Annotated in this window: 21 protein-coding genes and 1 pseudogene; 12 read left to right on the forward strand and 10 right to left on the reverse strand. The window is 64.3% G+C overall.

The features are described 5' to 3' along the window. Positions 1–13: 13 nt before the first annotated feature. The 4 genes from WDM24_RS10910 to WDM24_RS10925 form a co-directional block, all read right to left on the reverse strand. Positions 14–232: a hypothetical protein gene (locus tag WDM24_RS10910; protein WP_338831199.1), complete on the reverse strand. Its 219-nt coding sequence runs from the start codon at positions 230–232 to the stop codon at positions 14–16. Positions 233–468: 236 nt separating this feature from the next. Then, complete coding sequence (locus tag WDM24_RS10915; protein WP_338831201.1) at positions 469–1,269, reverse strand: SDR family oxidoreductase; 801 nt, start codon at positions 1,267–1,269, stop codon at positions 469–471. Between the two features lie 6 nt (positions 1,270–1,275). Continuing rightward, on the reverse strand, positions 1,276–1,824 hold the full coding sequence (locus WDM24_RS10920) for a carboxymuconolactone decarboxylase family protein (RefSeq protein ID WP_338831202.1): 549 nt from the start codon (positions 1,822–1,824) through the stop codon (positions 1,276–1,278). A gap of 47 nt (positions 1,825–1,871) precedes the next feature. Continuing rightward, complete coding sequence (locus WDM24_RS10925) at positions 1,872–2,822, reverse strand: hypothetical protein (protein WP_338831203.1); 951 nt, start codon at positions 2,820–2,822, stop codon at positions 1,872–1,874. Between the two features lie 204 nt (positions 2,823–3,026). Between WDM24_RS10925 and WDM24_RS10930 the strand changes: the two are divergent. From WDM24_RS10930 to WDM24_RS10945, 4 genes and pseudogenes are all read left to right on the forward strand, one after another. Continuing rightward, positions 3,027–6,499, forward strand: a pseudogene (locus tag WDM24_RS10930) (indolepyruvate ferredoxin oxidoreductase family protein). Between the two features lie 138 nt (positions 6,500–6,637). Beyond that, the gene (locus WDM24_RS10935) at positions 6,638–7,069 is read left to right on the forward strand and encodes a hypothetical protein (protein WP_338831204.1); all 432 of its coding nucleotides are present in this window, start codon (positions 6,638–6,640) and stop codon (positions 7,067–7,069) included. A 301-nt stretch (positions 7,070–7,370) separates the two neighbouring features. Beyond that, positions 7,371–8,951: an alkaline phosphatase D family protein gene (locus tag WDM24_RS10940; protein ID WP_338831205.1), complete on the forward strand. Its 1,581-nt coding sequence runs from the start codon at positions 7,371–7,373 to the stop codon at positions 8,949–8,951. 155 nt (positions 8,952–9,106) lie between these two features. Then, positions 9,107–9,925: an aldo/keto reductase gene (locus WDM24_RS10945; RefSeq protein ID WP_338831206.1), complete on the forward strand. Its 819-nt coding sequence runs from the start codon at positions 9,107–9,109 to the stop codon at positions 9,923–9,925. Positions 9,926–9,997: 72 nt separating this feature from the next. Here the strand turns inward: WDM24_RS10945 and WDM24_RS10950 are convergent, their stop codons facing one another. Next, the gene (locus WDM24_RS10950; protein ID WP_029081412.1) at positions 9,998–10,234 is read right to left on the reverse strand and encodes a hypothetical protein; all 237 of its coding nucleotides are present in this window, start codon (positions 10,232–10,234) and stop codon (positions 9,998–10,000) included. A gap of 229 nt (positions 10,235–10,463) precedes the next feature. Here WDM24_RS10950 and WDM24_RS10955 point away from each other — a divergent pair, with 229 nt between their 5' ends. Continuing rightward, positions 10,464–11,744 (forward strand): amidohydrolase/deacetylase family metallohydrolase, encoded by a 1,281-nt coding sequence (locus tag WDM24_RS10955; RefSeq protein WP_338831207.1) that lies wholly within the window; start codon positions 10,464–10,466, stop codon positions 11,742–11,744. A 73-nt stretch (positions 11,745–11,817) separates the two neighbouring features. Here the strand turns inward: WDM24_RS10955 and WDM24_RS10960 are convergent, their stop codons facing one another. Beyond that, positions 11,818–13,056, reverse strand: coding sequence for a PLP-dependent aminotransferase family protein (locus WDM24_RS10960; RefSeq protein WP_338831208.1), 1,239 nt, complete (start codon positions 13,054–13,056; stop codon positions 11,818–11,820). A gap of 75 nt (positions 13,057–13,131) precedes the next feature. Next, the gene (locus tag WDM24_RS10965; RefSeq protein WP_414645705.1) at positions 13,132–13,674 is read right to left on the reverse strand and encodes a DUF3124 domain-containing protein; all 543 of its coding nucleotides are present in this window, start codon (positions 13,672–13,674) and stop codon (positions 13,132–13,134) included. Positions 13,675–13,733: 59 nt separating this feature from the next. Here WDM24_RS10965 and WDM24_RS10970 point away from each other — a divergent pair, with 59 nt between their 5' ends. From WDM24_RS10970 to WDM24_RS10985, 4 genes are all read left to right on the forward strand, one after another. Further along, a complete protein-coding gene (locus tag WDM24_RS10970) occupies positions 13,734–15,467 on the forward strand; it encodes a cation:proton antiporter (RefSeq protein ID WP_338831209.1) in 1,734 nt (577 codons plus the stop codon). A gap of 140 nt (positions 15,468–15,607) precedes the next feature. Next, positions 15,608–16,684 carry a 3,4-dihydroxy-2-butanone-4-phosphate synthase gene (gene ribB / locus WDM24_RS10975; protein ID WP_166298229.1) on the forward strand — a complete coding sequence of 359 codons (1,077 nt, stop codon included), beginning with the start codon at positions 15,608–15,610 and terminating at the stop codon, positions 16,682–16,684. A gap of 192 nt (positions 16,685–16,876) precedes the next feature. Beyond that, positions 16,877–18,091, forward strand: a complete 1,215-nt coding sequence (locus WDM24_RS10980; RefSeq protein ID WP_029081406.1) for an acyl-CoA dehydrogenase — start codon at positions 16,877–16,879, stop codon at positions 18,089–18,091. A 141-nt stretch (positions 18,092–18,232) separates the two neighbouring features. Then, a complete protein-coding gene (locus WDM24_RS10985) occupies positions 18,233–19,150 on the forward strand; it encodes an MBL fold metallo-hydrolase (protein ID WP_338697517.1) in 918 nt (305 codons plus the stop codon). Between the two features lie 147 nt (positions 19,151–19,297). Here WDM24_RS10985 and WDM24_RS10990 read toward each other — a convergent pair whose 3' ends face one another. Both WDM24_RS10990 and WDM24_RS10995 read right to left on the reverse strand, forming a co-directional pair. Then, positions 19,298–20,158: a DUF1499 domain-containing protein gene (locus tag WDM24_RS10990; RefSeq protein WP_338831210.1), complete on the reverse strand. Its 861-nt coding sequence runs from the start codon at positions 20,156–20,158 to the stop codon at positions 19,298–19,300. Between the two features lie 205 nt (positions 20,159–20,363). Then, positions 20,364–21,992 (reverse strand): fatty-acid--CoA ligase, encoded by a 1,629-nt coding sequence (locus tag WDM24_RS10995; protein WP_166298226.1) that lies wholly within the window; start codon positions 21,990–21,992, stop codon positions 20,364–20,366. 76 nt (positions 21,993–22,068) lie between these two features. Between WDM24_RS10995 and WDM24_RS11000 the strand changes: the two genes are divergently transcribed. Further along, the gene (locus WDM24_RS11000) at positions 22,069–23,220 is read left to right on the forward strand and encodes an extensin family protein (RefSeq protein ID WP_414645706.1); all 1,152 of its coding nucleotides are present in this window, start codon (positions 22,069–22,071) and stop codon (positions 23,218–23,220) included. A 23-nt stretch (positions 23,221–23,243) separates the two neighbouring features. Here the strand turns inward: WDM24_RS11000 and WDM24_RS11005 are convergent, their stop codons facing one another. Beyond that, positions 23,244–23,918, reverse strand: coding sequence for a L,D-transpeptidase (locus WDM24_RS11005; protein ID WP_166298224.1), 675 nt, complete (start codon positions 23,916–23,918; stop codon positions 23,244–23,246). 362 nt (positions 23,919–24,280) lie between these two features. On the opposite strand from WDM24_RS11005, the gene WDM24_RS11010 reads away from it, so the two are divergent. Together WDM24_RS11010 and WDM24_RS11015 are read left to right on the forward strand one after the other, a co-directional pair. Continuing rightward, entirely contained in the window at positions 24,281–25,258 is a 978-nt protein-coding gene (locus tag WDM24_RS11010; RefSeq protein ID WP_166298223.1) for a magnesium transporter CorA family protein, read from the forward strand. 139 nt (positions 25,259–25,397) lie between these two features. Beyond that, positions 25,398–25,616, forward strand: coding sequence for a hypothetical protein (locus WDM24_RS11015; RefSeq protein WP_029081399.1), 219 nt, complete (start codon positions 25,398–25,400; stop codon positions 25,614–25,616). The last annotated feature ends 90 nt before the right edge of the window (positions 25,617–25,706 follow it).

Consider the following 25,706-nt stretch of genomic DNA (forward strand, 5'->3'; position numbering starts at 1 on the left):
AGCTTCGAAAGGATCAGGCTGCGATATCGAGCAGCAGAAGTGACGAGCCGCGGACCAGCACCTTGCGGCCCGCGGGGGTCAAGGCAAACGCATCTCCACGCACTGCGACATAACCGAGCGTGATCAGGCTTTCGACGGCAAACCGGTTCAGCCTCGAAGGGTTTGCTGCGGGAGCCCGCAACGCTTTCAGCGCATCCCACTGATCGGGTCTGAATTCGAATTCTTCGCTCATGGTCTTGGCACTCCAGAAATCTTGGGGTGCGAGATACAGAGCGCAGATGAATTTCGTGCGACCAGAACGAGTCAGGATTTCGATTTATGTGGACGCGCCGTCACATCGCCGTGTCATTGGAATACTTCAAGTTTTTCGAATCATTGCGGCGCATTGACGCGTGATTTCGTCACAGTGATTAACCGCACGCCGTCACACAGGTTAATCACCTGGATTAACCGGGTTAATCATCTCGATTAGCCGCGTCGCACGCTTGCACCGCCATCGACCGGCAACGTCACACCGGTGATGAAATTGGCTTCATCCGATGCAAGAAACAGCGCGGCATTGGCGACATCCCAGCCGGTCCCCATCTTGTGACGCAGCGGCACCTTGCTGTCGCGTTCCGCCTCGACCTCGGCGCGGCTCTTCTTGAATTCGCGGGCGCGCGTGTCCACCGCCATTGGTGTGTTCATCAGCCCGGGCAGGATCACGTTGGCGCGAATGCCATATTGCGCATTCTGGTAGGCGATCTGCTCGGTGAAGGCGATCATTGCCGACTTGGTTGCCTTGTAGGCGACGTAAGGATAGGTCGTGATTGCGGCCATCGACGAGATGTTGATGATCACGCCGCCTCGCTGGCGCCGCATGATGGGGATCACATGCTTGGTGGCCAGGACGCAGCTCTTCAGATTGATCGCCACGCAGCGGTCGAATGCCTCCTCGGTGATGTCGAGCAGTTCGGCATCGCCGCCGGAGAGGCTGACGCCGACATTGTTGTGCAGGATGTCGACGCTGCCCCAGTGGGCGTGCGCGGCGACCACCATTCTCTCGATGTCGACGCTTTTGGTGACGTCGGCCTTGAAGGCTATCGCAGTGCCGCCCTTAGCCGCGATCAGGTCGACTGTTTCCTGCGCCGATGCCAGATTGTGATCGACGCACAGCACCTTGGCGCCTTCGCGGGCGAAGGTCAGCGCGGTGGCGCGGCCGTTGCCGATGCCCTCGCCGGGGCTCTGGCCGGCGCCGACGACGATGGCGACGCGATCTTGCAGGCGCATCTCACTTCACTCCCTGTAACGGTACTGTTGCAGTACGTCTTTGTAATAAGGTTCGTTGTCGATCTGCATGGTGGCGAGCACCCGCACCACGGCGCAATAGAACGCAATCGTCAGCACCAGGTCGGTCATGTGCTCGTCGGACAGCTCTCGCTTGATCTCGGCGAAGGTCGCATCCGACATCGCAAGCTCGCGCACCATCTCGCGGGCGCCCCTGAGGATCGCTTTCGCCAGCGGCTCGAGTGTCGACGGCCTGCCGTCGGTTTCCGCAATCAGGCCCTTTATGTCCTCATCGGTGACGCCGAACTCCTTGCCGATCTTCACATGGTGGGTGAACTCGTATTCGGACTTCTCGAGCCAGCCGACCTGCAGGATCGCAAGCTCGCGCAACCGCGGATCGAGCTTGCTCTTGAAGCGGATATAGCTGCCGATGCCGTTGAAGGCGCGCGCCATCTCCGGCGAATTGACCAGGAGCTTGTGCAAATTGGTATTGCGCTTGAGCATGTCGCGATATTCGGGTGCGACCTGATCGGCTTCGAGATAGGGCAGGCGGGCCATTGTTGTTGTCCTTGGTTCGGCGGCTTGCGGAACAGGCGGCTGTCGCTTCAGCCGTAGAGGGCTTTGTGCTCGCTTTCGTAGTTGGCGTAGGAGTCCTTCATGCTGGCGCCGTTGAGCAGCATGGTCGCAACCACAGCATTGTCGGCATCGAACACGGTCGAGCGCACCCACATGCTCTCGGTGCGCTTGCTGCCCGAGAGCGCGACGACCTCGCGCTCGACCCAATAGGTCTCGCCCGGGAATAGCGGCCCGCGCACCAGCCGAATCTCCTGGTCGGCGAACAGCCCGACGGCGGGACCGCGGACCGGCAGCCGATCTTCGCGCGCGCGGTACTGGAACAGCACGCTCAGCATCTCCATCGGGATGATGACGCGGCCCCAGGGATTATGCTCCAGCGAATAATAGTCTGATGGTTCGGTGATCACCTTGAGCTTGTCGGCCAGCGAAAACGGATAGAGGTCACCCATGTTCTGGTCGAAATCCATCTTGATCGCCTGCCGCGGCGTCTTCATGCCGACCTTGATGTCGGCGAGGATGACGGAATCGGTCAGCGGCTTCAATTCGCCGAGCCTGTGGGAGAGCGCGGTCTCCGTGCCGTCGCCATCTATGGAGGCGGTGCCGCGTAAAATCTCGGTGCCGTCGCGCTTGATCATCCCGATTGTGCAAACGGTCTGGCCCGGCTTCGGCTTCTCGATCTGGGCCTGCACCTCTTCGCCTTCGAACACCGGATTGCGGTAATGCGCCGACAGGCATCCGGTCATGAACCAGGCCCGGCCCCAGATCCGCTCGCATAATGGCGCGAACTGGCTGAAATGGGTCGGTCCCTCGATCGTGCCGCCGCGGAAGCCGAGCTTCTGCGCGGTTGCATCGTCGTGGATCGACGCGTGCGAGTCGTAGGTCTGGGCCTGCAGCATCTGCTTCGGGCTGCGCCACGGACCCACCAGCAGATTGCCGTTCTCCACGATTTCCGTCGTGAACGCGGATTCGACTGTAATCATCCTTGGTCTCCCTTTGCGCGCCACCGTTTCAAAGAAGCCGGGGTTCGGCAAGACCTCGCATGTGCAACATCGAGTTATGTGCTGCGGCCATGGAACGGGGCTGTTCATGCATAACAAAACCGGTGCATGCTGATGCATGATCATTCGGAAGATAATGAGACCGGTTCGGACCGGCGCGACTAACCGGCGGGGAGCCTGAGACTGATGGCGTTGATGGACGTTGGACTGGACGACAAGTACCGGTTGGACACGAAACGAATCTTCCTCTCCGGTACCCAGGCTCTGGTCCGATTGCCCATGTTGCAGCGCGAACGCGACCGCGCGCACGGGCTGAACACCGCGGGTTTCATTTCCGGATATCGCGGCTCGCCGCTCGGCATGTACGACCACGCGCTATGGCGCGCGAAATCGTTCCTCAGAGAGCACGACATCGCCTTCGTTCCCGGCCTCAACGAGGATCTGGCGGCGACCGCGGTGTGGGGCAGCCAGCAGGTCGGCATGTTCCCGGCGCCAAGGTCGATGGCGTGTTCGGCATCTGGTACGGCAAGGGCCCCGGCGTCGACCGCTCGCTCGATGCGCTCAAGCATGCCAATTCGGCCGGCACCTCGCCGAATGGCGGCGTGATTGCGCTCGCCGGCGATGACCATGGCTGCCAGTCCTCCACCCTCGCGCACCAGAGCGAGCAGGTGTTCGCCTCGGCGCTGATGCCGGTGGTCAATCCGGCGACGCTGCAGGACTATCTCGACCTCGGCATCCTCGGCTTTGCGCTGTCGCGCTATTCCGGCTGCTGGGTCGGCTTCAAGGCGATCTCGGAAACCGTCGAAAGCTCGGCCTCGATCGTCAGTGATCCCGATCGCATCAGGATCATCACACCGGATGATTTCGAGATGCCGCCGGACGGGCTCTCGATCCGCTGGCCGGATCCGCCGCTGGAAGCCGAGCGCAGGCTGCACGGGCCCAAGATGGAGGCAGTCGCGGCCTTCGCGCGCGTCAACCGGTTCGACCGCATCGTGCTGGATTCGAAGCCGGCGCGGCTCGGCATCATGGCGACCGGCAAGGCCTATCTCGATCTGCGCCAGGCGCTCGCCGATCTCGGCATCACCGATGCCGACGCGCAGGCGCTGGGCCTGCGCATCTACAAGGTGGCGCTGACCTGGCCGCTCGAAGCACGCGGCGCGCGCGCCTTCGCCGAAGGCTTGCAGGACGTGCTTGTCGTCGAGGAGAAGCGCGGCTTCATCGAGGACCAGCTGGTCCGCATCCTCTACAACATGGACGCCTCCAAGCGTCCCTCCGTGGTCGGCAAGCGCGACGAGAGCGGCGCGCCTCTCTTGCCGAGCGAGGGCGAGCTGACGCCGACCATGGTGGCGGCGGCCGTCGTCGCGCGTCTGCGCAAGCTCGGCCACCGTAGTCCGTTACTGGAGCAGCGCCTGGCAAAGCTCGAGGCGTTCGATCGCCCAGTCGAGGGCACGGGCACCGCGAAGCTGCAGCGCACGCCGTATTTCTGCTCGGGCTGTCCGCACAACTCGTCGACCAAGATCCCCGAGGGCAGCCGCGCCATGGCCGGCATCGGCTGTCACGGCATGGCGCTGTCGGTGCCGAACCGCAACACCCAGACCATCTCGCATATGGGCGCGGAGGGCGTGAGCTGGATCGGGCAGGCGCCGTTCACCAGCGAACAGCACGTGTTCCAGAATCTCGGCGACGGCACCTACACCCATTCCGGGCTTTTAGCTCTACGGGCCGCTGCTGCGGCCGGCGTCAACATCACCTACAAGATTCTCTACAACGACGCGGTCGCGATGACCGGCGGCCAGCCGGCCGAGGGCGGCTTCACGGTGTCGCAGATCGCGCACCAGGTCGCGGCCGAAGGCACCAAGCGGCTTGCGATCGTCTCCGACGATCCGGACAAATATCCCGCCAACTATTTCCCGTCCGGCGCCACCATCCACCATCGCCGCGAGCTCGATGCCGTGCAGCGGACCTTGCGCGAGATCGAGGGCCTCACCGTCCTGATCTACGACCAGACCTGCGCCGCCGAGAAGCGCCGCCGCCGCAAGCGCGGGCTGTTCCCCGATCCGGCCAAGCGCGTCTTCATCAATGAGCGCGTCTGCGAAGGCTGTGGCGACTGCTCGGTGGCGTCGAACTGCGTCTCGGTGCAGCCGCTGGAGACCGAGCTCGGCCGCAAGCGCCGCATCGACCAGTCGAACTGCAACAAGGATTTCTCCTGCATCGAGGGATTTTGCCCGAGCTTCGTGATGGTGCAGGATCCCAAGCTGCGCAAGGCGGACCGCACCGCCGCCGATCCGAAGGCGCTGTTCGCCGACCTGCCGACGCCGCCTGCGGCTGCGCTTGCCGCCCCCTACAACATCCTGATCACCGGCATCGGCGGCACCGGCGTCATCACCATCGGCGCGCTGCTCGGCATGGCCGCGCATGTCGAGGGTCTCGCCTGCTCGACGCTCGACTTCACCGGCCTGTCGCAGAAGAACGGTGCAGTCATGAGCCACGTCCGCCTCGCGCCGGCGTCCGACATGCTGACCACGGTCCGCATCGCGCCCGGCAATGCCAATCTCATCCTCGGCTGCGACCTTGTCGTGGCCACCAGCGTGCCGGCGCTGAGCCGCGCCGAGCGCGGCGTCACCCGGGCCGTCGTCAACGCCGATCTGTTGCCGACCGCGAGCTTCGTGATCGATCCCGATATCGATTTCGAGGCTGGTGCGATGCGCGACGCGCTGAACGGCGCGGTGCGGCCCGATGATCTCGACATCCTCGACGCCACCGGGCTTGCGACCGCCCTGATGGGCGACAGCATCGCGACCAACGCCTTCATGCTCGGTTTTGCGTTCCAGCGCGGCGCGATCCCGCTGTCGCTCGATGCGATCCTGAAGGCGATCGAGCTCAACGGCGCCGCGATCGAGATGAACAAGACCGCGTTCTCTTGGGGTCGGCTTGCCGCGCATGATCTGCAACGCGTGGTCAGCGCCGCGCGCTTCAAGAGCGCAGGCACAGCGCCGGCAAAGAAGACGCTCGACGAAGCGATCGCGTTCCGCGCCAAATTCCTCACCGACTATCAGGACGCGGCCTATGCAAAACGCTATCTCGACGACGTCGCGCGCGTCCGCACCGCTGAGGCCGCGGCCGCGCCGGGCTCGCAGGACCTGACCGAGGCCTTTGCAAAGGGCCTGTTCAAGCTGATGGCGTACAAGGACGAATACGAGGTCGCGCGGCTCTATTCGGACGGCGAGTTCGGCAAGGCCTTGAAGGAGCAGTTCGAGGGCAATTCCGGTTTGAAGGTCCTGCTGGCGCCGCCGCTGCTGGCGCAGCGCGATCCCGTCACCGGGCGTTTGCAGAAGCGCGAGTTCGGCCCGTGGATCTTCAAGGCGTTCGGCCTGCTGGCCGGGCTGAAGGGCCTGCGCGGCACCGCGTTCGACATCTTCGGCTATACCGCGGAGCGCAAGATGGAGCGTGCCCTGCCGATCGAGTATTCGGCGATGATCCTGCGTCATCTCGACGGCACGAAGCCGCTCGACCTGCCGCGGCTGGTGGCGCTGGCCAAGGCTGCAGACCTCGTGCGCGGCTACGGCCACATCAAGGAGGGCAACGTCGCCCGCTACCGCACCGAATGCGCGCGGCTGGAGCGCGCGATCGGCCAGCCGCTGGCGCAGGCGGCCGAGTAGGGCAGGCGGCGGGCCGCGGGAACTTTCCACGGCCGCCTCGGTTGATCGGTAACCCTGCCCGCAACAGCGGGGTGGATTCGCGCGGCCGGGCTCCTACATGATGGCTGTTCTATTCGAGTGATTTCAGGAGGCCCTTTGATGGTCCTGAAAAGCGCTTTGGTTGCAATCGTTTGTACCGCGTGCCTGGCTGTGGGTGGCGTGGCGCTGGCTGACGAGTACCGCCCCAGCGAGTTCTTCAGCCTCGATCTTTCCCAGGCAGTGCTGTCGCCGAAGCGACTCGGGCCGCCGGCGCAGTTCGAGCCGGTTCCGGTCGAGGCGAAGACCGACCACGGTCCGGATCAGCGTGCCAATGTCGAGCCGATGGTCGAGCAGCCGAAGGTCGCATCACAGAAGGCCGCCCGGACGGCCAGGGTAACGGCGCAGCCTGAGCGGAAGCGCGCGGCGGCGCCTGCGCCAGCCCGCGCCAGGCTCGCGCGGCGGCACGCGAACCCGCTCGATGCGGAAGCGCGCGACACACGGATCCAGACCTGGCCGTGCCGCACCGGCGGCATCTGCAACTGGCGGCGGTGAGAGGCGCCACTTCCTCGTTTTGATCCACGCGCCAACATCCAAACCCGTCAGCCTGAGGAGGCCGCGAAGCGGCCGTCTCGAAGGATGAATCGGCGCCGTCCTTGGCCGATTCATCCTTCGAGGCTCGCTCCGCTCGCACCTCAGGATGACGGGTTTGGATTTGGCTCTGAAGCGCCGGTGTTTCCATCTCCCCCGAGTCATCCCGCCGTCGCAAAACCGTCGGCGGAGAGTCAAGAAACCGTAAGGGCGGAGTCAAACGGCGCAGGCAAAACCTTCGTTGCGATTCGACGAAGGTTATTCGATGCCGACAGCGATCTCCGCGAGGGGACGAGGCCCTACAAGGCGTCAGCTTCTGGTGCGCTCGGCCTCGACGGCTGCGCTGGCGGGATTGGGCTCGCTCGCAAAACCCTATCTGAGCCGTGCTGCGGATCGTCCCGCGATCGCGGGTATCCAGTCCGGCGATGTGGCGAGCGATTCCGCTGTCATCTGGGCCCGCGCCGATCGCGCCGCGCGGATGCAGATCGAATGCGCTAGCGTCGAGAGCTTTGCCACGATCCTGCGCACCGCATCCGCCGATGCGCTGCCCGAGCGCGACTTCACCGCAAAGCTGCTGCTTGACGGGCTGCCGCCGGGCCAGGACCTGTTCTATCGCATCAGCTTCGCGGATCGCGACGGCACCGCCGGCGAAAGCCGTGTCGGGCATTTCCGCACCGCGCCGGTCGACCGGCGCTCGATCTCGTTCGTGTGGTCCGGCGACGTTGTCGGGCAGGGCTGGGGCATCGACCCCGCGCGCGGCGGCTTGCGCAGCTACCGCACCATGCTCAACGAGCGCCCGGATTTCTTCATCCATTCCGGCGACCACATCTATGCGGATTGCACGGTGCCGCCGCAGCAGACGCTGCCGAACGGCGAGATCTGGCGCAACATCGTCACTGAGGAGAAATCCGTCGTCGCGCACAGCCTCGACCAGTTTCGCGGCAACTACAGATACGACTGGCTCGACGAGAATTTTCGCGCATTCCACGCCGACGTGCCGATGTTCGCGCAGTGGGACGACCACGAGGTGGCCGACGACTGGTCGCCGGTCGGCACCGCCGACGCCACCGGCTATGATACCGACGGTACCTCGCGTCTGGTGGCGCGGGCGCGCCGCGCTTTCCATGAATTCATGCCGATGCGGTTGATGCCGGAGCGCGACGGCCGCGTCTATCGCAAGATCCCCTATGGGCCGCTACTCGACGTCTTCATCATCGACATGCGCTCCTATCGCGATTCCAGCTGGAACAGGCAGGGCGATCCGGACCAGGCATTCATCCTCGGCGAGAGCCAGCTCGCCTGGCTGAAGCGCGAACTGGTGGCGTCGGATGCTGTCTGGAAGGTGATCGCGGCGGATCTGCCGATCGGCCTGGTCAGCCTGGATGCGGTCGCGCTCGGCGACGGCCCGCCCGCGCGGCGCGAGCACGAGATCGCCGATTTGTTGTCATTCATGAAGCGCGCCGGTGTCCGCAACACGGTGTGGCTCACCGCCGACATGCACTACACCGCCGCGCATCACTACGATCCGAACCGCGCGGTGTTTCAGGAATTCGAGCCGTTCTGGGAGTTCGTCTCCGGTCCGCTGCATGCCGGCACCTGGTCGCCGGGCGAGCTCGACAACACCTTTGGCCCCAAGGCGATGTACCAGAAGGGCTGCTCGGCCGAGCAGGGCGACAATCTCGCGCCGTGCTTCGGCCTGCAATTCTTCGGCCGCGTCGACATCGACGGCACGACCTCTGTGATGACGGTGACGCTGAAGGACGTCGACAACCACGACCTCTGGTCAGTCGACATCGAACCACGGTCGGACGCGCGGCCCGGCCAGATCATGGCGGAACACATTTAGACCCATCGCGACATCTTGATGATGGGTGCCTTGCCGGAGAGGGCAATTTGCGGGCACACTGTGGCTTGGCAGTTCTGCCAATTTCATTCCTTCCAGACAATTTGCTGGCGTGACGTCGTCGATGGCATCGGCGCCCCACGCGTCAGGAGCTATCCATGGAAAATCTGCAGACACAGGGCATCCACCTGCCGCAGCTCGGGCTCGGCACCTTCCGCATGCAGGGCGACGCCTGCCGTGCGGCGGTCGAGAGCGCGCTCGGGCTCGGTTACCGGCATATCGACACCGCCGAAATGTACGCCAATGAAGAGGCGATTGGAGCGGCGATCGCGGCCGCGAACGTCGCGCGCAAGGACCTGCACGTCACCGCCAAGGTCTGGCACGAGAACCTGGCGCCGGACGCGATCCGCAAGGCGTTCGACACCAGCCTGAACAAGCTGCGGCTCGATCATGTCGATCTCTATCTGGTGCACTGGCCGTCGCGGAGCATGAAGCTGCCGGCGGTGTTTGAAACGCTGATGCAGCTGAAGGAGGAGGGCCGCACCCGGGCGATTGGCGTCGCCAATTTCAACACCGCGTTGCTCAAGACCGTGGTCGAGGACATCAAGGCGCCGATCGCCTGCAACCAGATCGAATACCACGCGATGCTGGATCAGACGCCGGTGCGCAAATATCTCGCCGCGAAATCGATCCCGCTGGTGGCCTATTGTCCGCTGGCCCAGGGCCGCTTCGCCACCGACGAGACCCTTGCAAAGATCGGCAAGAAGCATGATGCGACCGCAGCGCAGGTGGCGCTGAAATGGCTGCTCGACCAGGACGGCGTTGCGGCAATCCCGAAAGCCTCGCGCGCCGAAAGCCAAAAGGCCAATCTCGATGCGCTGAAGGTCAGGCTCGACGACGACGACCGCAAGGCGATCGCTGCGTTGCGCAAGGACATGCGCTGCGTCAATCCAGGATTTGCGCCGGCGTGGGATTGAGCCCGGCGGATATTTGATGAGAACGTAGAAAGAGAAAATGGCTCCGCGAGGAGCCATTTTCCGTCTGTCGATTTAGTAGCGATCCCGCCTGATGACCACCGTGCGGTCATGGTCGTGGTGCCAGCCGCGATGCCAGCCACGGTCATGGCGCATTCCGCGGTCATGGCGCATCTCGGCGCGCGCGCCCCAGCCACGATCCCAGTGATGGTGGCCGCCGCGCTTGATCACGACGGTCTCGGCGCTCGCGATCGACGGAACGGCCACTGCAAGCGCACCGACAGCCGCAAGAACAAAGCCAAATTTTTTCATTTCATCCTCCTCAATGATGCGTGGAGGAAACCGTACAGGCATCGAAACGTTCCTGAGGAAACGGAGGAGTTTTCTGAACGGTTGTTCAGGCAATTGCAGTTGCTGCTGTGCGTCGCGTGTTGTCGCGCACAATCGATGGATGAGCGCTGCGCGTCGCTTCGATGGCCTTGCCTAAGGGCCGCGTCCGACGCATCATCGCGCCATAAAAATCATACTGGGGGGCGTCGCCGTGAGCGGATTTTCGCGCCGGGATTTTTTGAAAGTTTCAGGATCGGCCGCTGCCGCCGTCATCGCAGGGCCGGCCTTTGCGGCGATGGGGCCGGACGACAAGTTCGACCTCGTGATCAAGAGCGGCGACGTGATTGATCCCAGCCAGTCGCTGCGCGGCAAGCGCGACATCGGCATCCGCTGGGGCATCATCGAGGCAATCGAAGACGAGATCACGGCCGCTCGTGCCGCCAAAACCATCGACGCCTCGGGCAAGCTCGTGATGCCGGGCCTCGTCGACCTGCACTGTCACGTCTATCCGTACGGGTCGGCGATCGGCATTCCCGCCGACGAGCTGGTGCAATTCCAGGGCACCACGACGGTGGTCTCGGCCGGCGATGCCGGCGTCAACAACCTCGCGGCGCTGCGGCGCTTCATCGTGGCGCAGTCGCGGGCGCGGATCTACGCTTTCCTCCATATCGCCAACAACGGCCTGTCGGCCTTCCCGGTGGCCGAGCTCTACAATATCGACAACGCCCAGGTCGAAGCCTGCGCGATGGCGCTTGCCGAGAACCCGGACTTCCTGATCGGGGTCAAGGTGCGGATGTCGGAGAACGTCATCTTCAAGCACGGCATCGAGCCGTTGAAGCGCGCCATCCAGGCCTGCGAAATGTGCGGCTGGCCGGCGCGGATGATGGTGCATATCGGCGGCGTCGAGACCAAGGAGCTAATGTCCGACATTCTCGATCTGCTGCGGCCGGGCGACATCCTCACCCACGCCTATTCCGGCGCGCCGAACATGTCCGGCGCCTTCACCAATATCGTGCAGGACGGCAAGCTGCTGCCGGCGGCGCTCGAAGCCAAGCAGCGCGGCGTGCTGTTCGATGTCGGCCATGGCGGCGGCAGCTTCGATTTCACGGTGGCGGAGATCGCCATTCCGGCGGGCTGCACGCCCGACACGATCTCCTCCGACATCCACGTCTTCTCGGGCAACTCGCCCGGCATCCCGTTCCTGCCGAACGTGATGAGCAAGTTCCTGGCGATGGGCTCTTCGCTGGATCAGGTGGTGGCGATGGCAACCTCGGTGCCGGCGCGGATCATCAAACGCGCCCCCAAGATCGGCACGCTGCAGCGCGGCGCGCCCGGCGACGTCGCGATCATGGACCTCGTCGAAGGCCCGGTCACCTTCGTCGACACCCGCAACAACAAGCGCGACGGCAATCTGCAGCTGAAGCCCGTGCAGACCGTGGTCAACGGTGTCCCGTTCGGCCGGCCGTATCAGGCGCCGTTTTCGGTGCGGTGACTCGGTCTCTCGATCACCTCTCCTCGTTGGGGAGAGGTGAACCGATAGCGCGGCTGCAGCCTGACGCGTTCAATTAGCCGCGCTTCTCCACATTGCTGCTCCGCGCCGGCACGCCGAACTCCTTGCGGCACACCTCGGCCAGCACCGCGACGCCCTCGCGGATCTGCTCGTGCGAGGGGCTGGCGAAGCAGAGGCGGAGCCGGCTGCCGGAGTGCGCCTTGCTGGTCGACCATTCCGGTCCAGGATTGATCGAGACGCCGGCGGCGAGCGCCGCCTGATAGAGCTTCAACGTGTCGACATTGTCGGGCAGCTTGACCCAGAGGAAGATGCCGCCCTTGGGGGCCTCGAATTCGGCCGCGGTGCCGAATTGCTCGTTCAGCGCCTCCATCAGCGTGTCGAGTTTTGCGCGCAGTCCTCGCGTCAGTTTGGGCACGTGGGTCGCAAAATGCGGCGCGCAATATTCTGAGAGTACCATCTGTTCCAGCGCGCCGGAGCCGGCGTCGGTCTTCAGCGGCATCATCCGCGACATGATCTCCCACGGCGCGACGATGAAGCCGACCCGCAGCGCCGGCGCGATCGACTTGGAGAACGAGCCGATATGGATCACGCCGCCATGCTTGCTCATGGCGTAGATCGCGGGCGGCCGTTCACCGCTCCAGATCAAATCGGCGTAGCAATCGTCCTCGAAGATCGGCACGCCGTATTCTTTTGACAGCTTCAGCATCTCGGCGCGCCGGCTCTCGGGCAGGATCGAGCCGGTCGGGTTCTGCACGGTCGGGATGGTATAGATGTATTTCGGCGTGATGCCGCGTCGCTTGTGATCGGCGAGCGCTGCGGCCAGCGCATCGATCCTGATGCCCTCGCCATCGAGGGGAATGCCGATCGTGTTGACGCCGAGCCGCGTCAGCCGGTTCAGCGAGCCCTGATAGGTTTCCTGCTCGATCAGCACGGTGTCGCCCTTGGCGAGCAGGGTCTGGTTGACCAGATCGAGCGCCTGCAGCGAGCCGGAGACGATCATGATCTCATCCGGCGTGCAGGCAATCCCCGCGTCGCGCTTCAGCTTCTCGGTCAGGAATTGGCGCAGCGGCAGATAGCCCTGCGGCCCGTGCGCGAGGTTGTAGGTCGCGAGATTCCTGCCTTCGCGCTTCAGCACGGCATTGACCGCCTCCAGCAGTCCGTCGACCGGGACCTGGTCGGGATCATTGTTGCCGCCGACGAAGCTGTATTTGGCGAGCCCGGTCCATCGCGCCGCCGGCGCAGGCAGGCCGGCCGGGAGCAGCGGTGCAAAGTCGAACTGGGCTGAGGTGGACATGGACGTTTCGCTCCGTGTTGTTGTCGTTGAGAAGGCCGCGCGTAAGCGGCCCTCTATGCAGTCAGTTCTATGCAGTCAGTTCTTGCCGGGCAGCCTGATCGGCCGGCCCTGGCTGATGAAGGCGTAGTGCCCGGGGCCGACGCTGCCGACCATCAGGGCCTCGACCGCCGGTTCCGCGATCTCGCCCGCGGCCGCCCAATCGACCACGAAGTTCGCGCCGGTGCCGCCGCGGGTATCGGTCGTGGCGATAGCGACCTCGACGGTGGCAAACGGTTTTAGCGCGATCGGCGATTTGAGGTAGCTCTCCACCATCTTGCCTGATGTGTCGAAATAGGCGATCCGCTTCAGCACCAGCGGCCTCGTTTCGGAGGCGTTGTGCACGCTCAGCGTCACCGAGAAATCCGCCCTCAGCTTGCCCTGGCTCATCGACACGCTGGAATAGACCGGCACGTAGAACGCACCGGAGGCCGTGAGCCCTTCCGTTGGCACCGCGGTCAGCGAATTCGCAAAGTTTTGTTCAATACTTCCGGGGGATTGTGCTAGCGCCTTTGACATGCGCACGGTGAGCAGGCAGAGCAAAACTGCCAGAAAAATGCCGCCTGCGCGGATGTGACACATTGCTCGGTTGATCCTCACGCCCGGCCCTCTAGGTTGCGGCAACAGGAAGTCTTTGACGCATGCATGAACTGATCCCCGACATCACGCTCTGTATCCTGTTTGCCTGGGGGCTCGGGCTGCTCGCCCATTTCTCCCGGCAACCGCTGATACTGGCGTACCTTATCGCCGGCTTTTTCATTGGTCCATTCGGCATGGGCTGGGTCAAGTCCCAGGAGTCGATCAGCATCATCTCCGAGCTCGGTCTGATCTTCATGCTGTTCATGATCGGGCTGGAAATCGACCTCAAGAAGATCATCCGCGCCGGCAAGGTCATCCTGTTCGCCGGCGCCGGCGAGCTGCTGGGCGGCTGCCTGATCGGCGTCGCGTTCTTTGCAGCCATCGGGCTTGCGATCGGCGGCGGCAAGTTCGACGCGGTCTATCTCTGCGTCGCCTGTGCGCTGTCCTCGACCGTGATCATCGTCAAGGTGCTCTACGAGAAGCGCGAGCTGGATACGCTGCCGGGCCGGATTACGCTGGGCGTGCTGGTGTTGCAGGACATCTTCGCGATCCTGTTCCTGGCGGTGCAGCCGAGCCTGGACAATCTGCAGATCAGCGTCGTGTTGCTGTCGATCGCCCGCGTTGCGGTGCTGGTCGCGACCGCGCTGGTGCTGAGCCGTTACGTGCTGCCACGGCTGTTCCACCAGATCGCGCGGCGGCCCGAGCTGGTGCTGCTCGGCGCGCTGGCCTGGTGCTTCCTGATCGGCGAGATCGCCGAACGGCTGCATTTGTCGCGCGAGATGGGCTCGCTGGTCGCCGGTGTCTCGATCTCGACCTTCCGCTACGCGCTCGACGTCACCGCCAAGGTCACGACGCTGCGGGATTTCTTCATCACGCTGTTCTTCGTTGCGCTCGGCATGACGATCCCTGTTCCGGGCTTACAGGTGATCGGGCTGGCGCTGGTGATCGCGGCCTTCACGGTCGCAAGCCGCCTGGTCACGACGTTCACGCCGCTCTATCTGATGAAGCAGGGCCTGCGCGCCAGCCTGCTGCCGGCGATCAATTTGGCGCAGGTATCCGAGTTCTCGCTGGTGGTGATCCAGACCGGCGTCGCCGCCAACCATATCGCGACCCAAACCGCGAATGCAGTCTCGTTCGCGTTCGTGGTGCTGGCGGTGCTCTCGACCTTCGCGATGGGCCGCAGCGACCAGATCGTGCGCGGCCTGATCGGTCCCTTGAAGCGGATCGGGCTGCGCGACCTCGACCAGGAGGGCGAGGGCCGCGGCGAGGCCGGGCAAGAGGGCGAACATGGCGAGATCCGCCGCATCGTCATCCTCGGTTTTTTCCGCGCCGCGAGCGCGCTGATCAGCCAGATCGAGCGGCAGAACCAGTCGCTGCTCGAGCAGATCAGCGTCGTCGACTTCAATCCGCTGGTGTTCCGCACGCTGACCGATCGCGGCATGCACGTGATCTATGGCGACATCAGCAATGTCGATACCCTGGTCCATGCCGGCATCGGCAAGGCCGAGATTATCATCCTGAGCGTGCCGGATTTCCTGCTGGTCGGCGCCGACAACGAGAAGCTGGTGCGTCATGTCCGCGCCCTGAACCCGACCGCGAAGGTTGTCGCCACCGCGGACCTCTTGTCCGGCGTCGACGACCTCTACGCCGCCGGCGCCGATTACGTAACGGTGACCCGCCTCAGCGACGCCGGCGAGCTCTATGCGGTGATCGAGGCCACCGATGCCGGCCTGCTCGACGACAAGCGCGCCGAGCTGGACGCCCAGTTGAGCGACCGGCGCGAGGTGTTGCCGTAGGCGAGCATGATCCGTTGGAATGCGGTACCGGTCACCGTCCTGGTATGCCTGCCGGACGCATGGCGGGTTGCATAATGATACTGGCGCTGACATCGGAACCCGGCTAATCCACTGCCTGCATATAACGAGATGTCAGGACAATGGCCGATACGATCCAGGAAGTGCTGCAAGCCTTTGCGAAGGGCGAACTTGTCGTCGTCACCGACGATGACGATCGGGAAGGCGAGGGCGACCTGATCGTCGCGGCGTCGTTCTGCACGGCGGAGAAGATGGCCTTCATCATCCGCCACACCTCCGGCATCGTCTGCGCGCCGATCACCACCGAGGACGCCCGTAGGCTTCGGCTCGACCCGATGGTGGCGCACAACGAGTCCAACCACACCACCGCCTTCACCGTCTCGATCGACTACAAGCCCGACGGCGGCACCGGCATCTCGGCCGAGGAACGCGCCTCCTGCTGCCGCGCGCTCGCCAATCCCAATGCCGGTGCCAACGACTTTGCCCGCCCGGGCCATATTTTCCCGCTGATCGCGCGTGACGGCGGCGTGCTGCTGCGCTCCGGCCATACCGAGGCCGCGGTCGATCTGTGCCGGCTCTCGGGCCTGCCGCCGGTCGGCGTCATCAGCGAACTGATGAACGACGATGGAACCGTGATGAAGGGCGAGCAGGTCGCGAAATTCGCAACCGCCCACAAGCTCAAGCATGTCACGATCGCGGACATGATCGCCTATCGCCAGGCGCGCGAGAAGCTGATCGAGCGGGTCGCGACCTTCACCACCGAAAGCCCGATCGGGCCGCTCCAGGGCTATGCCTATCGCTCGCCGTTCGACGAGATCATGCACGCCGCCTTCGTCTATAACGGCATCGGCGACGGCCGGGACGTGCTGACGCGGCTGCACAAGCCCAACATCGTCAAAGACCTCTTCACCGGGCCGGCGCGCATGGAAGCCGTGCTGCGGCACTTCAAGGCTGCCGGCCGCGGCGTTCTGGTCTATCTGCGCGATGGTGCCGCCGGAGTTCCGGTGCAGCCGGTCGAAGAGTCGAAAACCGCGGAGGCCGATCGCCACAAGCAGTGGCGCGAGGTCGGCGTCGGCGCGCAGATCCTGCGCGATCTCGGCGTCACCTCGATCCGGCACCTCACTTCGTCGGTCCACGACTACAAGGGGCTGTCCGGTTTCGGCATCGAGATCGTGTCGAACGAGAAGCTGGAGACCTGACGTTCGTCATTCCGGGATGGTCCGAAGGACCAGACCGCAGGGGCGCAACGGCGCCCCGGGGAATCTCGAGATTCCGGGTTCGATGCTCACGCATCGCCCCGGAATGACAATGATCCCAATTCAATTGCGCTTCGCAGCATAGCGCTTTAATTTATCCGCCAATTTCCGAGTGACGATGCGAAAGGATGTTTCATGAGCGTGCGCCCCCAGGCCAAGGACAAGCCGGCTGCCGCCAGCTTCCAGTGGGATGATCCGTTCCTGCTCGACGAGCAGCTCACCGAAGACGAGCGCCTGATCCGCGACACCGCGCGGGCCTATGCGCAGGACAAGCTGGCTCCACGGGTCACCAAGGCCTATCTGGAAGAGAAGACCGATCGCGAGATCTTCAACGAGATGGGTGAGCTTGGCCTGATCGGCGTCACGCTGCCCGAGGAATACGGCTGCGCCAATGCGAGCTACGTGGCCTACGGCCTCGTCGCGCGCGAGATCGAGCGCGTCGATAGCGGCTATCGCTCGATGAACTCGGTGCAAACGTCGCTGGTGATGTATCCGATCTACGCCTATGGCGACGAAAACCAGCGCAAGAAATATCTGCCCAAGCTCGCGACCGGCGAATGGGTCGGCTGCTTCGGCCTGACCGAGCCGGATGCCGGTTCCGATCCCGGCGGCATGAAGACCCGGGCCGAGAAGGTGGCCGACGGCTACAAGCTCAACGGCGCCAAGATGTGGATCTCGAATGCGCCGATCGCCGACGTCTTCGTGGTGTGGGCCAAGTCGGCCGCGCATGACAACCAGATCCGCGGCTTCATCCTCGAGAAGGGCATGAAGGGCCTGTCGGCGCCGAAGATCGGCGGCAAGCTGTCGCTGCGCGCCTCGATCACCGGCGAGATCGTGCTCGACAATGTGGTGGTGCCGGAAAGCGCGCTGCTGCCCAACGTCTCCGGCCTCAAGGGTCCGTTCGGCTGCCTCAACCGCGCCCGCTACGGCATCTCCTGGGGCGCGCTGGGCGCCGCCGAGGACTGCATGCACCGCGCGCGGCAATACACGCTCGACCGCAAGCAGTTCAACCGGCCGCTCGCCGCCACGCAGCTGGTGCAGAAGAAGCTCGCCGACATGGAGACCGAGATCGCGCTCGGCCTGCAGGCCTCGTTGCGCGTCGGCCGCCTGATGGACGAGGGCAAGATGGCCCCGGAGATGATCTCGATCGTCAAGCGCAACAATTGCGGCAAGGCGCTCGACATCGCCCGCATGGCGCGCGACATGCACGGCGGCAACGGCATCCAGATCGAGTATCACGTGATGCGCCACGCCGCGAACCTCGAGACCGTGAACACCTATGAGGGCACGCACGACGTCCACGCCCTGATCCTCGGCCGCGCGATCACCGGCATTCAGGCGTTCTCGTAAGGAGCGCTCACCCAAACGCCGTCATGGCCGGGCTTGTCCCGGCCATCCACGTCTTGGGGCTCGCAACGGAAGACGTGGATGCCCGGGACAAGCCCGGGCATGACGAGGTCAAAGAGAAGCCGGACATCACGGACAAGAGCCATGGCCGACAACGACGACATCCCGTTCAACCGCGATTTTCCGCTGCAGCCCGGCGTGGTCGAACAGGTCCGCCCCGGCGTGCGCCGCGTCCTCTGCAACAATCCGAGCCCGTTCACCTTCACCGGCACGGTCAGCTACATCATAGGCCAGGGCAAGGTCGCGATCATCGATCCCGGTCCCGATGACGAGGCGCATGCGAAGGCGCTGCTCGATGCGGTCAAAGGCGAGACCGTGACCCACATCCTGGTCACCCACACCCATCGCGACCATTCGCCGAACACGCCGCGGATCAAGGCTGCGACCGGCGCACCGGTTTACGCGGAGGGGCCGCACCGCGCCTCGCGCCCGCGCTTCGAGAGCGAGAAGCACAATCCGGAGTCCGGCGCGGACCGCGATTTCCGGCCCGACGTCGAGGTCAAGCACGGCGACGTCATCGAGGGCACAGGCTTTGCGCTGGAGGCGGTCGCCACCCCCGGCCACACCGCCAACCATCTGGCGTTCGCATGGGCCGAGCGCAGCATCAATTTCGTCGGCGACCATGTGATGGGCTGGTCGACCTCGATCGTGGCGCCGCCCGACGGCTCGATGATCGACTACATGGCCTCGCTGGAGCGGCTGGAGCAGCGGCCCGAGCAGCTCTATTTCTCCGGTCACGGCCCGGAGATTCCGGAGGGCCCGCGCTATGTCCGCTTCCTGGCGCGGCACCGCCGGGCTCGTGAGGCGTCGATCCTGCATCGCCTCGGCAAGGGCGAGGCCGACATCCCGACCATGGTGCGGGCGATCTATATCGGGCTCGATCCGCGCCTCGCCAACGCCGCCGGCTATTCGGTGCTGGCGCATCTGGAGGATCTGGTCGCGCGCGGCATCGTGGCGACCGATGGCGATCCGGTGATCGGCGGCACGTACAGAGTGGCCTAGCCTGTCATTCCGGGGCGTGCGAAGCACGAACCCGGAATCCATTTCACCATGGAGTCTGCGGCCCGATGGATTCCGGGCTCGCGCGGAGCCTGTCATCGGGCCGCGCTTTGCGCGGACCCGTTGGCGCGCCCCGGAATGACGAGAAGATTACTTCTTCACCGTCTTCGCCGGCGGCGTCTTCGGCGGCGCGGCAGGGACCGCCTTCTTGGCCGGTTTGGCGTTGTCGTTGTCGGCGGCGGTGTTGAGGTCCTCGATCAGCCTCTTAACCCGCGCAGCGTTGCTGCCGAGATCGGCGTCGAAATAGCGCGAAGCCGATCGGATATCGACACGCGAGTCCTCGTCGTCGGGCGTGATCCGGATCGAGACGTCCTCGCGGAAACCCATGATCGGGGTGCGCGCCACCGCCTCGATCCGGCCGATGTGGCGCGGCGGCTGCGGCGCGCGGGCGTCGATGACGAGCCATTTGCGGCGGTTCACCAGCCGCAAGGTCATCTCATAGGCGCGGTCGACCGGGGCCTCGAGCTCGACGGTTTCGATATCGGGCCAGGCCGCGCGCTGCTGCTCGGCCGAATAGAGGCCGGCATAGGCGGCCGGGTTGGTGCCTTCCCCGGTGCGCAGCCGGGCCAGCGCCTCGAATTTCGGCGGGTCGATCGCGTCGGTGGTGATGTCGTAGATCCGCGGCAGCTTGCGGTACTGGTAGGTGAGGTAGGCCGGGTAGGCGAGGATCGCGGCGTTGATCACGAGCGCGAGCAGGATCCGGCCCATGCCGCGGGTGCCGTTCTGCCAGATCGCGGCGAAGGCGGCGAGCCCGAGCAGGATCGACAGGCCGGCCAAGCCCAGCGCGCCGAAGAAGGTCATAAGCGCCGGTTTGACCTCCAGGAACCCGAAGCGGACGATGAGGATCGAGACCACCACCGCGACGACGGCAAAGATGGCGAGGTTGCGCGACCAGGTGGCGAGACCGGACACGGGCTCCTGCTGGTAGGGAGCGGAAAACCTGCGCGCCATCGTCGAAAAATCTGCCGGTTGAGATGTCCTTGGGCGACCTCAGCCGCCGCCAATGATCGTGTGAGACCACGGACCTGCGGCGAATTCAAGGGATTTGGGCATCACCCCCAGATCGTCATGGCCGGGCTTGACCCGGCCATCCATGTCTTGCGGCACACGAAGGCGTGGATGCCCGGGTCAAGCCCGGGCATGACGAGCGTTAGCTTCACGCCGCGGCGGTCGGGAAGGTGTAGTCCTTGAACTGGTCGCGCAGCGCGGTCTTCAGGATCTTGCCGGTCGCGGTGTGGGGAATGCCGTCGACGAAGGCGACGTCGTCGGGCATCCACCATTTGGCGATCTTGCCGTCCATGAACTTCAGGATGTCCTCACGCGTGGCGCTCTCGCCCTGCTTGAGCTGCACGATCAACAGCGGCCGCTCATCCCATTTGGGATGATGGACGCCGATCACGGCGGCTTCGGCGACCGCCGGATGGCCGACCGCGAGGTTCTCCAGATCGATCGAGGAAATCCATTCGCCGCCGGACTTGATCACGTCCTTGGAGCGGTCGGTGATCCGCATATAGCCGTGCTCGTCCATCGTCGAGACGTCGCCGGTGTCGAAAAAGCCCGCATCGTCGAGGATGTTGCTGTCGACCCGGAAATAGGCCTTCGCGATCGCGGGACCGGAGACCTTGAGGCGGCCGAAGGTCTTGCCGTCCCACGGCAGCTCCTTGCCGGCATCGTCGGTGATCTTCATCTCGACGCCGAACGGCGGGTAGCCCTGGGTCTGCAGGATGTCTAGCCGCTCCTCGCCGCCGCGATCGTTGAAGGGCGGCTTCAGCGTGGCCAGCGTGCCGAGCGGGCTCATCTCGGTCATGCCCCAGGCGTGGCGCACCTGGCTGCCCATGTCGAGGAAGGCCTTGATCATCGAGCGCGGCATCGCCGAACCGCCGCAGATCACCATCTGCAGATCCGGCAGCTTGAGATTGTTGGCGGCCATGTATTGCAGCAGCATCAGCCACACCGTCGGCACACCCGCGGTGTGGGTTACCTTCTCGGTCGACAGCAACTCGTAGACCGAGGCGCCGTCGAGCTTCGGGCCGGGCATCACGAGCTTGGTGCCCATCGACGGGGCGGAGAAGGCAATGCCCCAGCTGTTGGCATGGAACAAGGGGACCACCGGAAGCATTGTGTCCGACGCGGAGGTGCCGAGCGCGTCCTTCGAGTTGGCCATCAGCGCGTGCAACACGTTGGAGCGGTGCGAATAAAGGACACCTTTGGGATCGCCCGTCGTGCCGGAGGTGTAGCACATCGCCGCGGCGGTGTTCTCGTCGAAGGTCTTCCATTCGAACTTGCCGTCGGACGCCGCGATCCAGTCCTCATAGGCGACCGCGTTCTTCAGCGTGGTCTGCGGCATGTGCGCCTTGTCGGTCAGCACCACGTAGCGTTCGACGCTCGGCAGCTGGCCGGCGATCTTCTCCAGCACCGGAACAAAGGTGAGGTCGGTGATGACGATGCGGTCCTGGGCGTGGTTGACGATCCAGGCGATCTGTTCCGGAAACAGCCGCGGATTGACCGTGTGGCAGATCGCGCCGATCCCCATGACGCCGTACCAGACCTCGAGGTGGCGCCAGGTGTTCCAGGCGATGGTGGCAACGCGGTCGCCGAGCTTGATGCCGTCGCGCTCCAGGCTCTGCGAAACTTTCAGCGCGCGGGCATGGATTTCGGCGTAAGTGGTGCGATGAATCGGGCCTTCGACCGACCGCGTCACGACTTCCTGCGTGCCGTGATATTTGGCGGCGTGCTCAATAATCTTGTGGCACAGCAAGGGCCAATCTTGCATCAAACCAAGCATACGCAAATCCCTCCTCGATCCTCACGCATGATCCACCGGCATCTTGGGCGGCCGGCAGTAAAATCATGGAATTGACATGAACTGTAGCGCGGAGAAAGCAAGCCGAAAATGGCCTGATGGTGCGTTTCGTCGCGCCAGCGCGGCAATGGTTACCGCTGCCGCTGCGCTAATTTGCCTTGGCATGCAAGCAGGATCCGCCGAAGCTGCCCGCCGCGCCCCAGGCTTTCCGTGGGACGATCTGTTCGGCACCAGGCCGCTGCGGCCGCACAAGACGGCCCGCCGCGCAGCAGTGCCGCTGCCGAAGCCGCGCCCGGCCGAGGCGCCAGCAGTTGACACGCCTGCGGCAGCCGAGCCGCCTGCCGCCGCGCCGCAGCCTCCAGCGGCGCCTGCCGAGGCCGCCAGGCCCAGCGAGACGGCGAAGCCGGCCGAAGTCGCAAAACCGGCCGGGCCCGCCGCGCCGCAACTGTCGGCCTGCCGGCAGGCCCTCACCGAGGAGATCGCGATCGCGCCGAGCATTCCCGACATCCACGGCGCCGGGGGCTGCGGCGGCGAGGATCTGGTGCGGCTGGAGGCGATCGTGCTGCCCGACAGGCGCAAGGTCGCGGTCAAGCCCGCGGCGATCCTTCGCTGCAAGATGGCCGCCGCTGTCGCCGACTGGGTCCGCACCGATATCGCGCCGCTGGCGCAGAGCCTTGGCGGCGGGATCAGCAATCTCGACAATTTCGACTCGTTCGAGTGCCGCGGCCGCAATCGCATCGCCGGTGCCCAGCTCTCCGAACACGGCCGCGCCAATGCGCTCGATGTGCGCGCGTTCGGTCTCGCCAACGGCAAGTCGATCTCGCTGACCGACCGCAGCGTTGCGCGCGACCTGCGCGAGACCGTGCTGCATTCGGTCTGCGCCCGCTTCTCCACCGTGCTCGGTCCGGGCTCGGACTGGTACCACGAGGACCATGTCCATCTCGACCTGATTGAGCGTCGCAACAATTACCGGATCTGCCAGTGGAATGTGTACGACCCGCTGCCTCAGACAGCGCCGCTATTGCCGGCCGAGCGCCCCGAAGAGGCGCCGCCGCGCGAAGTCGCGTCCAAATCCGATGCGTCCAAATCGGACAAGACTGACGACGCCAAGGCCGATGCCGCGAAATCAGATGATGCGGCCGCCCCCGACGGCGCTGCCGAGACCAAACCGCAGCCAACAAAAAAGCGCCGGCAAAGCCGGCGCCTTTGATCGCGATTGCGGTGTGATCGGGATCAGTAGGGGACGTTGCCGCCGCCCTGCAGCGCCATCTGCGGCTTGTAGGGCGAGTCGCCGTGCTTCGGCTCCAGCACCACGACGATGGTGCCGAGTTTGACCCGGCCGTAGAGGTCGATGACGTCCTCATTGGTCATGCGGATGCAGCCCGAGGAGATCGACGAGCCGATGTATTCCGGCTGGTTGGTGCCGTGGATGCGGAACAGCGTGTCCTTGCCGCCCGAATAGAGATACATCGCGCGCGAGCCCATCGGATTGTCCGGGCCGGGTGCCACGAAGGTCGGAACGCCGAGGCGCGAGATTTCGCCGGGGGTCGGGTGCCAGGCCGGCCATTCGGTCATGCTGCCGACCTTGGCGATGCCGGACCAGGCCATCGCCTCTTCGCCGACGGTGATGCCGTAGCGGATCGCCTTGCCGTCGTTCATCACGTAGTAGAGGTAATGGTTGTCGGAATCGACCACGATGGAGCCGGGCGCTTCCTTGCGGTGATACTCGACGATGGCGCGGCGGAACGGCTCGGCCACCGGGGTCTTGACGTAGGTGGTCTTGGCCAGGAGTTCCTTGTCACGCGGTTTGAAGTTCGCGGTGTTGGTTGCCTCAAAGGTCGTGGCCTGCATGCAACCCGACAACATCAGGCCCGCGGCCAGGATTCCAAAGGTAACTTTGAACGACATGATTACATTCCAATCGAAAACCCGCGTCTCAAAGCGTCAAAAGTGCGCCCAAAACGCCACGATTCCATGAAGGGCATTATTGCCGAAACCTGCCATTATTCCCAGACTTTAGATGCCTTTCCCGCATCGCGGGACGTCGTCTGTGGCTTTTTTGCCGCAAGTGTTCTGGCGCGAGGCTGGTTTTTGTGCAAACAGGCAACGGTCACCGAGTCGAAGCCGCGTCGCGTCACATTCACCGCCACTTGGCTGCCACAAAGATGGACGCCCGGTTAATGCCCCGGTCATGAAGCGCCAGCCAGAATCGCGCTAAGTCGGCGGGTCCTGCCAGCCCTGTTTGTCGGCCCTGTTTCTTGGAGTTCCTGATGCTGTCGGCGTTCGTTCCTTCGGATTTCTCCCTCAAGAAGGCCGCCATCACCGACCTGGCGTCGCTGCCCGAGGGCGCGGTCTGGGTCGATCTGGTGAATCCGACCGTGGAGGAGGACCGGGCCGTCGAGAAGCTGGCGGGGATCGCGGTTCCGACCCGGGAAGACATGCAGGAGATCGAGATCTCCAGCCGTCTCTATATCGAGAACAGCGCGCGCTACATGACCGCGACGCTGATGTGCCAATCCGACACCGACATGCCGCGCACCACGGCGGTCACCTTCATCCTGACCGGCCATCGCCTGGTCACCGTGCGCTACGACCTGCCGAAGCCGTTCGCGCTGGTCGAGAACAAGCTGGCGCGCGCCTGCGCCCCCAGCATCACCGGCGAGCAGGTGCTGATGGAACTACTGGACGCGGTGATCGACCGTTGCGCCGACATCCTGGAGCGCTGCGGGGCCGACATCGACCAGGTCTCCCACGACATCTTCGAGCCGGAGAGCGAGCGCCACGGCCACGCCAAGCAATATTCGCAGATTCTGATCACGATCGGCCGCAAGGGCGACCTGACCTCGAAGGTCCGCGAAAGCCTGGTCTCGATCGGCCGCCTCGTCACCTTCCTCTCCGCAATCGTGGAAGGGGTGAAATGGTCCAAGGACATGCGCGAGCAGCTCAAGACCATGCAGCGTGACGTCGCCTCACTGACCGACCACGCGTCCTATCTTTCCAACAAGATCACCTTCGTGCTCGACGCCATGCTCGGCGTGGTCAATCTGGAACAGAACAACATCATCAAGTTGTTCTCGGTGATGGCTGTTGTCCTGATGCCGCCGACGCTGATTGCCTCGATCTACGGCATGAATTTCAAGCTGATGCCGGAACTCGAGTGGACGCACGGCTATCCGTACGCGCTGGTGCTGATGCTGATTGCGGCGATCGTGCCGTACTGGATCTTCAAGTGGAAGAAGTGGCTGTAGGGCCTGTTTTTCAGGGCACGCGTCGCATTTTGGGATTCGGGCAACTGCCTTATTTCCTCTGCTAAAATTTGAGTGTTGCGCTGAACGTTTGGGCGAAACTTGTCTGCGATAACGCCCGCCTCGAAGCCGGAGGACAGCAATGGTTGAGAAGATCATAACGCCACGGCGTAACGTCATCGACTTTGCGCGCTATCAACAGGACCGCGCAGCAGGCAAGGTGCAGGCGATCTCGCCGAGACTTTGCCGTTACTGTGGCGCGGCGCTGCTTGATGGCGAGGACGAAGACGATTGCTCCAGCGCGTTGAACGACATCGCGCTGCAGCCTGAGAAGAAGTCGCGCCGGTTTTACGCCGACTAGAGGCCGAAGCCTCGGAGGCAGAAGCCTCGTTTGCCTTGTTACGCCTGCAAGTGAAGCTATCCCAAAGTGACGGCCGCGGCGGCGGCCGGG

Source organism: Bradyrhizobium sp. 27S5 (genome assembly GCF_037217225.1).
In the GTDB taxonomy this organism is placed as follows: domain Bacteria; phylum Pseudomonadota; class Alphaproteobacteria; order Rhizobiales; family Xanthobacteraceae; genus Bradyrhizobium; species Bradyrhizobium septentrionale.

Bases quoted from the DNA above. Each gene is read 5' to 3' on its own strand.
- WDM24_RS10910 (WP_338831199.1), bottom strand. From the start codon at position 232: ATGAGCGAAGAATTCGAATTCAGACCCGATCAGTGGGATGCGCTGAAA.
- WDM24_RS10915 (WP_338831201.1), bottom strand. From the start codon at position 1,269: ATGCGCCTGCAAGATCGCGTCGCCATCGTCGTCGGCGCCGGCCAGAGC.
- WDM24_RS10920 (WP_338831202.1), bottom strand. From the start codon at position 1,824: ATGGCCCGCCTGCCCTATCTCGAAGCCGATCAGGTCGCACCCGAATAT.
- WDM24_RS10925 (WP_338831203.1), bottom strand. From the start codon at position 2,822: ATGATTACAGTCGAATCCGCGTTCACGACGGAAATCGTGGAGAACGGC.
- WDM24_RS10935 (WP_338831204.1), top strand. From the start codon at position 6,638: ATGGTCCTGAAAAGCGCTTTGGTTGCAATCGTTTGTACCGCGTGCCTG.
- WDM24_RS10940 (WP_338831205.1), top strand. From the start codon at position 7,371: ATGCCGACAGCGATCTCCGCGAGGGGACGAGGCCCTACAAGGCGTCAG.
- WDM24_RS10945 (WP_338831206.1), top strand. From the start codon at position 9,107: ATGGAAAATCTGCAGACACAGGGCATCCACCTGCCGCAGCTCGGGCTC.
- WDM24_RS10950 (WP_029081412.1), bottom strand. From the start codon at position 10,234: ATGAAAAAATTTGGCTTTGTTCTTGCGGCTGTCGGTGCGCTTGCAGTG.
- WDM24_RS10960 (WP_338831208.1), bottom strand. From the start codon at position 13,056: ATGTCCACCTCAGCCCAGTTCGACTTTGCACCGCTGCTCCCGGCCGGC.
- WDM24_RS10965 (WP_414645705.1), bottom strand. From the start codon at position 13,674: ATGTGTCACATCCGCGCAGGCGGCATTTTTCTGGCAGTTTTGCTCTGC.
- WDM24_RS10970 (WP_338831209.1), top strand. From the start codon at position 13,734: ATGCATGAACTGATCCCCGACATCACGCTCTGTATCCTGTTTGCCTGG.
- ribB (WP_166298229.1), top strand. From the start codon at position 15,608: ATGGCCGATACGATCCAGGAAGTGCTGCAAGCCTTTGCGAAGGGCGAA.
- WDM24_RS10980 (WP_029081406.1), top strand. From the start codon at position 16,877: ATGAGCGTGCGCCCCCAGGCCAAGGACAAGCCGGCTGCCGCCAGCTTC.
- WDM24_RS10985 (WP_338697517.1), top strand. From the start codon at position 18,233: ATGGCCGACAACGACGACATCCCGTTCAACCGCGATTTTCCGCTGCAG.
- WDM24_RS10990 (WP_338831210.1), bottom strand. From the start codon at position 20,158: ATGGCGCGCAGGTTTTCCGCTCCCTACCAGCAGGAGCCCGTGTCCGGT.
- WDM24_RS10995 (WP_166298226.1), bottom strand. From the start codon at position 21,992: ATGCTTGGTTTGATGCAAGATTGGCCCTTGCTGTGCCACAAGATTATT.
- WDM24_RS11000 (WP_414645706.1), top strand. From the start codon at position 22,069: ATGAACTGTAGCGCGGAGAAAGCAAGCCGAAAATGGCCTGATGGTGCG.
- WDM24_RS11005 (WP_166298224.1), bottom strand. From the start codon at position 23,918: ATGTCGTTCAAAGTTACCTTTGGAATCCTGGCCGCGGGCCTGATGTTG.
- WDM24_RS11010 (WP_166298223.1), top strand. From the start codon at position 24,281: ATGCTGTCGGCGTTCGTTCCTTCGGATTTCTCCCTCAAGAAGGCCGCC.
- WDM24_RS11015 (WP_029081399.1), top strand. From the start codon at position 25,398: ATGGTTGAGAAGATCATAACGCCACGGCGTAACGTCATCGACTTTGCG.